At 47.8% G+C, this 10000-nt stretch carries 9 protein-coding genes; 3 read left to right on the plus strand and 6 right to left on the minus strand.

All coding sequences use genetic code 11. From position 1 onward, the window contains the following. Positions 1-32 precede the first annotated feature (32 nt). From LDL40_RS08590 to LDL40_RS08615, 6 genes are all read right to left on the minus strand, one after another. Complete coding sequence (locus LDL40_RS08590; protein ID WP_300994864.1) at positions 33-581, minus strand: gluconate 2-dehydrogenase subunit 3 family protein; 549 nt, start codon at positions 579-581, stop codon at positions 33-35. Between the two features lies 1 nt (position 582). Then, positions 583-2274: a GMC oxidoreductase gene (locus LDL40_RS08595; protein WP_300994865.1), complete on the minus strand. Its 1692-nt coding sequence runs from the start codon at positions 2272-2274 to the stop codon at positions 583-585. A gap of 110 nt (positions 2275-2384) precedes the next feature. Beyond that, positions 2385-3281, minus strand: a complete 897-nt coding sequence (locus LDL40_RS08600) for a TIM barrel protein (protein WP_300994866.1) — start codon at positions 3279-3281, stop codon at positions 2385-2387. Beyond that, entirely contained in the window at positions 3278-4510 is a 1233-nt protein-coding gene (locus LDL40_RS08605) for a nucleoside permease (RefSeq protein ID WP_300994867.1), read from the minus strand. The genes LDL40_RS08600 and LDL40_RS08605 overlap by 4 nt, the downstream gene beginning before the upstream one ends. A 173-nt stretch (positions 4511-4683) precedes the next feature. Next, complete coding sequence (locus tag LDL40_RS08610; protein WP_300994868.1) at positions 4684-5742, minus strand: sugar phosphate isomerase/epimerase; 1059 nt, start codon at positions 5740-5742, stop codon at positions 4684-4686. A 68-nt stretch (positions 5743-5810) separates the two neighbouring features. Continuing rightward, positions 5811-6977 carry a Gfo/Idh/MocA family protein gene (locus LDL40_RS08615; protein WP_300994869.1) on the minus strand — a complete coding sequence of 389 codons (1167 nt, stop codon included), beginning with the start codon at positions 6975-6977 and terminating at the stop codon, positions 5811-5813. 365 nt (positions 6978-7342) lie between these two features. On the opposite strand from LDL40_RS08615, the gene LDL40_RS08620 reads away from it, so the two are divergent. The 3 genes from LDL40_RS08620 to LDL40_RS08630 form a co-directional block, all read left to right on the plus strand. Further along, positions 7343-8356, plus strand: coding sequence for a LacI family DNA-binding transcriptional regulator (locus LDL40_RS08620; protein WP_300994870.1), 1014 nt, complete (start codon positions 7343-7345; stop codon positions 8354-8356). A 32-nt stretch (positions 8357-8388) separates the two neighbouring features. Further along, on the plus strand, positions 8389-9288 hold the full coding sequence (locus tag LDL40_RS08625) for a sugar phosphate isomerase/epimerase (protein ID WP_300994871.1): 900 nt from the start codon (positions 8389-8391) through the stop codon (positions 9286-9288). 387 nt (positions 9289-9675) lie between these two features. Continuing rightward, positions 9676-10000: TonB-dependent receptor plug domain-containing protein (locus LDL40_RS08630; RefSeq protein ID WP_300994872.1), on the plus strand; the 325-nt coding region annotated here is incomplete at its 3' end.

The following is a 10000-nucleotide window of genomic DNA, read 5'->3' on the forward strand; positions in this document are numbered from 1 at the left end:
CCTGATTAAACACAGGAAAAAGCGAAGCCGGATCAGGTCGCCCAGGCGCGATCGCCTTTTTTATACGGCATATTGCCGTCATAACGGCCCGGTACTGCGACATAACGCAGCACTTCAGTGGCTCCGACTTTAGAGGTGAAAAACACCATCAGTGTCAGCTGTTTTACCAAGATAAAATAATGAGGTGCCGGGCCTGAAGCTTGTTTGGCTTCCTGATCCAGCTTCGACAGTAATTCATGTTTCTGCGCCGCAGTCAGTTGCATAAAGTCTTTGCCAAACTGCTTTTTCGCTAAGGCTTTAATGCTTTTTAAGCCTTCAAAAAAGATAGTTTGTTGCGGCAAATCGTAACAATCAGCCACCATCACCGCCATTGCAGCACCACAGCCCGCATCTTTGGCACCTGGCGTGTCGGTTTTTGGCAAAATAGTTTCGGCAATTTCATCCAAAAAGGCGATATCTGTCTGGGTAAACAGTGCTTTACCCGCATCCGCGGATTTCTGATCTGCTGCCCATAAATCGCCGCCAACCATAGCCATACCGGTTGCGGCCGCTATCATTTTCAAAAGGTCACGTCTGTCCATATTACAGGTCTCCTTTTTTCAGCGCGTCTACAGCATAAGCCGCAGCACGGGCTGTCAGCGCCATATAGGTTAAAGACGGGTTCACACAAGACGCTGAGGTCATAGCAGCCCCATCTGTGATAAAGACGTTGGGTGCATCCCACACCTGGTTAAAGCCATTCAATACCGAAGTTTTAGGGTCGCGTCCCATACGTGCAGTGCCCATTTCATGGATACCTTTGCCCGGATGGCATTCACCATTAAAACCCTGAACGTTTTTAGCGCCGCCAGCGGTAAGGATATCGATACCATCCTGCATCATATCTTTACGCATCTTGATTTCGTTGGCTTTCAGTTCAGCGTCCATCGCCAGCACTGGTAAACCCCATTTGTCTTTGACAGTACGGTCTAGCGAAATTTTATTGCTGTGATCCGGTAAAATCTCACCAAAACCACTCATACCTATAGTCCAGGTACCAGGTTCAGCTAAAGCGTTTTTCAGATCGGCACCTATGCCCATCTCAGCCACGTTTCTTTGCCAGCCCTGACGACTGGCTGCGCCCTGATAACCAAAACCACGTAAATAATCACGTTTATCACCGCCCCAGTTACGGAAGCGTGGGATATAAAAACCTGTAGGACGACGGCCAAAATAGTATTTGTCGTCAAAACCTTCGATTTCACCAAAAGCACCGGCATTTAAGTGGTGGTCCATCACGTTGTGGCCCAGCTCACCGCTGCTGCTGCCCAAACCACCTTCCCAGATATCCGTGGCTGAGTTCATCAGCACCCAGGTGGAGTTAAAGGCTGAGGCATTCAGGAACACGATTTTGCTGGTGAACTCGTAAGTCTGCATGGTTTCGCTGTCCAGCACTTCCACACCACGGGCGCGTTTTTTGTCTTTGTCATACAACACTTGGGTGACGATAGAAAATGGACGCACTGTTAAATTGCCGGTTTTCATCGCCACAGGCAAAGTAGAAGACTGAGTACTGAAATAAGCACCAAAAGGGCAACCTAACCAGCATTTATTGCGGTATTGGCAATTAACGCGGTTTTGTTCAGGTTTGGGTTGAGAAATGTTGGCTGTACGGCCACAGATCAAATGACGGCTGCCACCAAAGGCTTTTTTCAGTCGTTCTGAGACAGATTGCTCGACCACATTCAATGGGAAAGCAGGTAGGTACTGACCATCAGGTAATACATCCAGACCGTCACGATTGCCTGAAATACCAGCAAAACGTTCGACATAGTCATACCAGGGCGCCAGATCCTTATAACGTATAGGCCAGTCGACTGCTATGCCCTCTTTTAAGTTGGCTTCAAAATCTGCTTCGTTTAAACGGTAACTCTGGCGGCCCCATAACAAAGAGCGTCCACCCATATGGTAACCACGGAACCAGTCAAAACGTTTAATCTCAACATAAGGTGATTCATCCTCACGGGCCCACATGCCGTAGGTGCTTTCATTCAGCGTATATTCCCGCTTCAGCACCGGATGCATGTTCTTCATCTTCTCTGTCGCTTTGTCGCGATGCGGATAATCCCAGGCTTCTTTAAAGGCATTGGTGTAGCCTTTGATATGTTCGATATCACGGCCACGTTCTAACAATAAAACTTTCAGGCCTTTTTCGGTCAGCTCTTTGGCGGCCCAGCCACCGCTAATGCCAGACCCGACCACTATGGCGTCGTAATGATTCTGCGCAACTGTCATCTTGTTGTCCCCTGTTGGGCGGGTTTTGTACCAGTCATATCGGGATGACTTTGGCTACATACCCTGTTTTCATTATTTTTGGCAAAGCAGTCAGGCCGCTTTGTCCCGGTTTAAACGTCACAAATACGAATAGCCTGAGCCAGTGACTGCGCCCTGCCTTGTTTGGTTTTAGGTGTTGGTACAAATTCCTGCGCCAGATAGCCGGTAAAACCTATGTCACGGATAGCTTTTGCTATAGCGACATAATTCAGCTCCTGCGAGTCATCAATTTCATGGCGGCCCGGCACGCCAGCCGTATGATAGTGGCCAAAATACTGATGGTTATCTTTGATAGTGCGGATAATGTCACCTTCCATAATCTGCATATGGTAGATGTCATACAACAACTTAAAGTTCGGCGAGTTCAGGCGTTTACATAGCTCTATGCCCCAGGCCGAACTGTCTGCCAGATAATCAGGGTGGTCCACCTTGCTGTTAAACAGCTCCATTTGCAGCACCACCCCACGTTTTTCCGCATGAGGTAAAATCTGTTTTAAACCAGCCACAGCGTTTTGCAATGCTGTTTCTCTGTCCATACCACGGGCGTTGCCGCTAAAACAGATCAGGTTTGTATAGCCCGCTTCGGCCACCAGATCGATGTGTTTTAAGTAGCGTTTAATCAGCTCCGGATGAAACTTCGGATCGGACCAGCCATCGACCAGATTCAGCTCGGCGCCATTGCACATAGAGCTGTCTATGCCATGTTTTTTCAGCACAGGCCAATCTTCAGGTCCGACTAAATCTATGGCAGAAAACCCCAAAGACTTCACCAGTAAGCACAGCTCTTCTATGGATAAATCACCATAAGTCCAGCGGCTGACAGAATGGCGGATATTGCCTTTAAGCGCACCGCCAGATGCCGCAGTTGCAGCACCTGACACCAACAAAGCTGAGCCCAGTACTGAAGCGCCAATAGCACCAGCAGCCAGCTGTTTTAACAGCTCCCGGCGCGGCAATTGCGGCTTCATGGTTGTTTATCCTCTGTTTGCTGTAGTGGCTCATTTTTGAAAATCAGCGCAAACAGCACCAGCACCACTCCGGCAAAAGCAGCAGGGAATAACCAGATAGAAGTCCAGTCTGTGGCTTCAGCACTGGTGTAAGCCTGAGTAATTTGACCAGCCACACTAAAGCCTATCAACATACCTACACCATAAGTCGCCAATGTGATCAGGCCCTGAGCTGCACTGCGGATTTTTACACCTGCTTTGCTGTTGGTATAAATCTGGCCCGAAACAAAAAAGAAGTCATAGCAAATACCGTGCAGCGCTATCCCAACCACCAGCAACCAGACGCCCTGCCCTGCATCGCCATAAGCAAACAGCACATAACGTAATACCCAGGCGGCCATACCCAATAACAAGGTCCAGCGAATACCAAAACGATTCAGAAAGACAGGTAAAGCCAGCATAAACAACACTTCAGATACCTGGCCTAAGGTCATTTTACCTGTGGCATTTTCAACGCCTATTCCGGTCAGGAATGGGTTGGCATTCTGGTAATAAAAAGCCAGTGGAATACAAATCAACACTGAAGCTACAAAGAACAAGGCGAAATTGCGGTCTTTTAGCAGAGCTAACGCATCCAGTCCGAGCAATTCACCTAATTTCAGCTCTTGACCACGACCAGCTGGTGGAGTGGCTGGTAAAGTAAAACTGTAGACACCTAGCAGCAGTGACGCTGCGGCACACATCAGGAAGGTATTCTTCAATGCGCCCTCTGCAATGGCTTGCTGAGCATCCCAGCCAAAGGCATAACTGATGACTAAACCTGCAGCTATCCAGCCGATAGTGCCCCAAACCCGGATTTGACCAAACTCCAGTTCAGGTTGTTTTAACTGACCAAAAGACACTGAGTTTACCAGCGCCAGCGTTGGCATATAGGCCAGCATGTAGCCTAAAACCAGTGGGTAGAAGCTGGTAAAATCTGTGGCCTGATACATCAGGTACATCAGTACTGCACCTGCTAAATGCAAAATCCCCAGTAAACGTTCAGCGTTAAAAAAGCGGTCGGCTATTAAGCCGACAATAAAAGGCGCGATAATGGCGCCCCAGGACTGAGTTGAAAAAGCCATACCTGTTTGTGGGCCTGTCGCCTGCAGGTTTTGACTTAAAAAAGTACCCAAAGTGACAAACCAGCCACCCCAGATAAAAAACTGTAAAAACATCATGCTGCACAAGCGTATTTTTATGCTGTTCATTCTATTCGTCTTCCCCGTTGATATTTTACCCTTAGTCCCTCAAGCTGCCGACTCAGGCATCACTATTCCCCGGAGCACACAAGAACTGAGGTCCGGAGAGTAGTACTGTTGCCTTCTGCCAACATCATCAATGATTTTGGGTAAATAATGATGTCTTAATTTTTATTATGCGTTTACGGTTTTAACCCTAAGATCCGACGGTTACGCGCCTCGTCTGTTTTTGCTCCGGCAAAGTCATCAAAGGCTCTGCTGGCTTTTTCAATCAGGTGAGACGCGATAAATGGAGCACCTTCCCGCGCGCCCTGTGTTGAATCTTTTAAACAACATTCCCATTCCAGCACGGCCCAGCCCTCAAATCCGTACTGAGTTAACTTGCTGAAAATACTTTTAAAATCAACCTGGCCGTCACCCAAAGAACGGAAACGGCCCGGTCTGTTCACCCAATCCTGATATCCACCGTAGACACCACTGCGGCCATTAGGACGGAATTCGGCATCTTTGACATGAAACATTTTGATTCTGCTGTGGTAACGGTCGATAAAATCCAGATAATCCAGCTGCTGCAGCACAAAGTGGCTTGGGTCGAATAAAATATTGGCACGAGGATGGTTGTTGGTGGCTGCTAAAAACATTTCGAAGGTAGCGCCGTCATGTAAATCTTCACCAGGGTGAATTTCATAACAGAGATCCACCCCTGCCTCGTCATAAGCGTCAAGAATAGGCAACCAGCGTTTGGCCAATTCAGCAAAACCCTGCTCCACCAAACCAGCAGGTCTTTGCGGCCAGGGGTAGACTAAATGCCAGAGTAAAGCGCCGGAAAAAGTCACATGAGCATTTAAGCCTAAATTCTGACTAGCTTTAGCGGCCAGTTTTAATTGTTGGATAGCCCACTCTGTGCGCTCTGCAGGTTTGCCGCGCAAGGCTTCTGGCGCAAAGTTATCAAACAACTCGTCATAGGCCGGATGCACAGCGACCAACTGGCCTTGCAAATGGGTAGATAATTCGGTGATTTCAACACCAGCAGCGCGGCACTGCGCCTGAATATCGTCACAATAAGCCTGACTGGTGGCAGCTAACTCCAGATCAAAAAAAGCCGGGTTATTGGTCGGCACCTGAATGCCTTTGTAACCTAAATCTGCCGACCATTTGGCCATGCTAACCACGTGGTTGAAAGGGGCTTGGTCGCCCATAAACTGAGCCAGAAATATGGCCGGGCCTTTCATTTTACTCATCTGTAATCCTTGAGCCAGCATGCTGGCTAATCAAAAAGTGGAACTCTGCCTAAGCGCTTTATGCTGGCTCAATCTATCGCAGGAACAGACAGCCATTTTTCATTGCTGTGCTGACTGCTACTGACAGTTTCAATAAATGCCATGCCCCGCATACCGGCTTTAATGCCAGGTACACCAGTCGGAGTACCACGTTCGCCAGCGCGAATAGCTGATGCAAAATCACGGTATAAATTGCCCATAGCTTCCAGATAGCCTTCAGGGTGACCTGCAGGCAAACGGCAACGACGGGAAGCTTCAGCGCCTAAACCTGGCTGGCCTGCTCCGGCGCGCAATACCTGCACAGGAGCGCCATGAGGTTTAACCACTAATGTATTAGGTTCCATTTGATGCCATTCCAAGCCACCTTTATCACCATAAATGCGGATCTTTAGTGCGTTTTCTTCACCGGCACAAATCTGACTTGCCATCAACACACCGCTTGCACCGCCGTCGGTGCGAAATAAAGCGGCACCATCATCATCCAAACGCCGACCAGGCACGTGGCTTTTGAGTTCAGCACATAGTTCAGTGATATGCTGACCGCTGATAAATTCCGCCATACCAAAAGCATGAGTGCCTATATCTGCCATGCAACCGCTGGCTCCGGCTTGAGCCGGATCGGTGCGCCAGCTGGCTTGTTTGTTTTGACTGCTTTCCAGATCATCTGTCAGCCAGCCTTGTGGATATTCAACAAAAATCTTACGGATAGTGCCTAAAGTACCGTTTTGTACCAGCTCTTTGGCCTGCCACACCATAGGGTAACCAAGATAAGTGTGCGCCAGTCCATATAAGACATTGCTGGCAATCAGCTCGACAGCAAGCTGCTGAGTTTCAGCTAAAGTGACACCAGCGGGTTTTTCACAAAACACATGGAAACCTGCGGCAATAGCAGCGCGGCTGATAGGCACATGCAGCTGATTAGGTGTCACTACGACTAACAGTTGCATCCGCTTCTCTGCCGGTAAAGCTGCTTCTTGCTGTAACAAATCCTGCCAACTGCTGTATACACGAGCCGGATCCAGACATAAGTCCTCGCCAGTCCGCTGATTATTGCCAGCGTCCCGGCTGAAAGCGCCACAGACCAGTTCAATCTGGCCATCCAAAGCTGCAGCATGACGATGCACGGCGCCGATAAAAGCTCCTTCACCGCCGCCGACCATACCCATACGAATCTTTTCTTTGCCTGGGGTTCTCATGGTGATTCCTTGTGGTTTACAGACACAAACAAATAGTGACTGTAGATCAAAAATTGATGCTGCAAAAAATGTAACGGATTACATTTTAACTCGTCAATAGAAAATCCGTTGTTTGTCGCAAATAACGCACTTTAATTGCACAAAGTACAAAAAGAGCCGCACCAAATAAGAGCATTTGCACTAATTAAGCCTGAGCTTTTCGCGAAAACTTTCTTCACTTTTAGATAAAACTACTTTATAAATGATATCGGTTACATCAACAGCTCAGACAAAAATAAAATCTTTGATAACAACCAGGCAAACAGATGCACCTTATTGAATATCCAGATAAAATCCGGAGCAAATTATTAAAGTGAAACAAGCCCATGTCCACTATTCGTGACGTAGCCGAACTGGCAGCTGTCTCAGTTGCCACAGTATCCAGAGCTTTGCAGCAACCTGAATTGGTGTCGCTAAAGACAAGAACCAAAGTGCTGACAGCAGTAAAACAGCTGGGTTACAAACCCAATCTGATGGCGGTGAAATTTCGCTCGGGTAAAACCCGTAATCTGGTCGTCCTGGTGCCTACTGTAGCCAACGTATTTTTTGCCAGAGTCATCAGCGGCATGCAGCAGGCAGCCCATGACAAAGGCTATTCATTGCTGCTGTGTAATACGCTGGCGGATGAGGAAATGGAACAAAGTTATGCCCGTATGGTGCATACCTCACAAGCAGATGGCTTAATTCAACTCAGGGCTCATAACCCTTTTGCTGCGCTGGAAATGAAGGCCGGCAGCCAGCTGCCTATGGTCAATGCCTGTGAAGTATTAGACCGTATCGCCTGTCCTACTGTGCTGCTGGATAACAGAGCCGCAGCATGCGCCATGACCGAACATTTATTAGAGCTGGGCCACAAACGCATCGCCATGATTAAAGGCCCAGCCCGTAGCCCACTCACCCGTGACAGAGTGGCCGGATACAGGGATGCACTCAATGCTGCTGGTGTGGCTTTTGATGAAAGCCTGCTTTGCCCCGGTGATTTCACCTTGCAATCCGGCCACAAAGCAGCGACTGAACTATTAGCTCTGCCCAACCCACCAACAGCCATGTTTTGTGAAAACGACGAAATGGCGATAGGAGCTATTCAGGGCATTAAACAAGCAGGTTTCAGCGTACCTGCTGATATTTCGGTAGCTGGCTTTGATGATATCTCTTTTGCAGCCTTTGCCGATCCACCACTGACCACCATAGCTCAGCCTGCAGAAGAGTTTGGCAGCACTGCTGTGACCTTATTAGTGGACTTAATTGAAGGTCGTTTGGGTAAAGCGCCTAAAGTCATTTTACCTTTTGACCTTATTCAACGTGCCAGCACAGGTCCTGCTCCGGCAGGGAGAGGCTGACCTCAATCATAGAGCCAGAGCAGGAGCAAGTTATGCCATACGACCATTCGACCTTAGAACAAAAACCAGAACTGCTGGATCAACAGCGGAGACAATTTCTGAAACTCAGTGCCCTGGGTTTGGGTGTCGCAGGTTTAGGTATGGCGTCTTTGCCATTATCTGCACAAACTAAAGCATCAGCCAGCCCAGCTAAAGTAGTACCAGGGTTACAGCTCTATACACTGCGTGATCTGATGGCAAAAAGTGTGGCTGACACCTTAAAACTAGTGGCTGGCGTAGGTTACACTCAGGTTGAGTTTGCCGGTTATTACGATCAAAGTGCAACTCAGCTGAAGAAAATTATGGATAGCGAAGGCCTAAGCTCTCCGTCTTGCCACGTACCGCTTGATGTTATGCAGAAGGATCTGGATAACGTCATAGAGCAGGCGCTCATAGTTGGCCACAAGTATCTGGTGTTGCCCTACCTGATGGATACAGACCGGAAAACCATAGATCAATACAAAGCCTTAGCGGCCTTTTTAAACAAAGCCGGCGAGAAAATTCAGGCCGCAGGTATGCAACTGACCTACCACAACCACGACTTTGAGTTTATCAAGCTGTCCGGCCAGGTGCCTTACGATGTGCTGCTGAATGAAACAGACGCCAAACTGCTGCAAATGGAGCTGGATTTATACTGGGTCGTCAAAGCTGGCCTTAGTCCACTGGATTTAATAGCACGCCAACCAGGCCGCTTCCCACTCTGGCATGTCAAAGACATGGACAAAGCCGGAGCTTTTGCTGATGTAGGCAAAGGTGTGATTGATTTTCAGCCTATTTTCGCTAAAGCCAAAGCTGCGGGTTTACGCCACGCTTTTGTGGAGCGCGACCAAACCGACAATAGAGTAGAAACCATACGCCAGGGTTTTAGTGCTCTGACTAAATTACTAAGCTGAGTTTAGTTTTAACTCCAGTCAAAACAACCGGGCTTTTAGCCCGGTTGTTTTTTATCCGCAGTTATTTTTTTACAGTCTTATCTGTCCTCTAGCTGATTATTTTCTGGTCAGACTTGACAGCCGTTAAATTCAGAAGTAAAACGATTAAGAGATGAATTAAAAAAGTTCATCCAATGATTAAATAAAGCAACTCTATAGCTGAAAAGCCGACAGTTGCTTTTTTATGACGAAGCAACTTAATCGATTAAGCTTGTTTGCCAGATGGTCATCAAACTATGGACCAAAGGCCAAAAAGCCCTGAATGATTAATGCAATTTAAGCATAGAACACTGTACAGATAATAAAAACATAACGATGCACCATAAATTGACAACAGGATAATTGGATATGAACAGACAGATATTTAAACCAGCTTTGTTATCTTTAGCCGTCTCCTCAGCTCTGTGCTCAGGTCTGGCATTGGCGCAGGACGCAAACAAAACTGCTGAAAAGGTAGAAGTCATTGAAGTTAAAGGTATTCGTGGTTCTCTAATCCGTGCTCAGGCGGAAAAAATGGGCAACTCCTCTATTGTGGAATCCATCTCAGCCGAAGATATAGGTAAATTGCCAGATTCTTCTATCGCAGAATCTCTGTCACGTTTACCAGGTTTGTCCGGTGAGCGTGTCGGCGGCCGTACTTCCGGTATCTCAGTCCGTGGTTTTAAAGAAGACT

Origin of the sequence: Rheinheimera sp. (assembly GCF_020217005.1) — a bacterium.
Classification (GTDB): Bacteria; Pseudomonadota; Gammaproteobacteria; order Enterobacterales; family Alteromonadaceae; genus Pararheinheimera.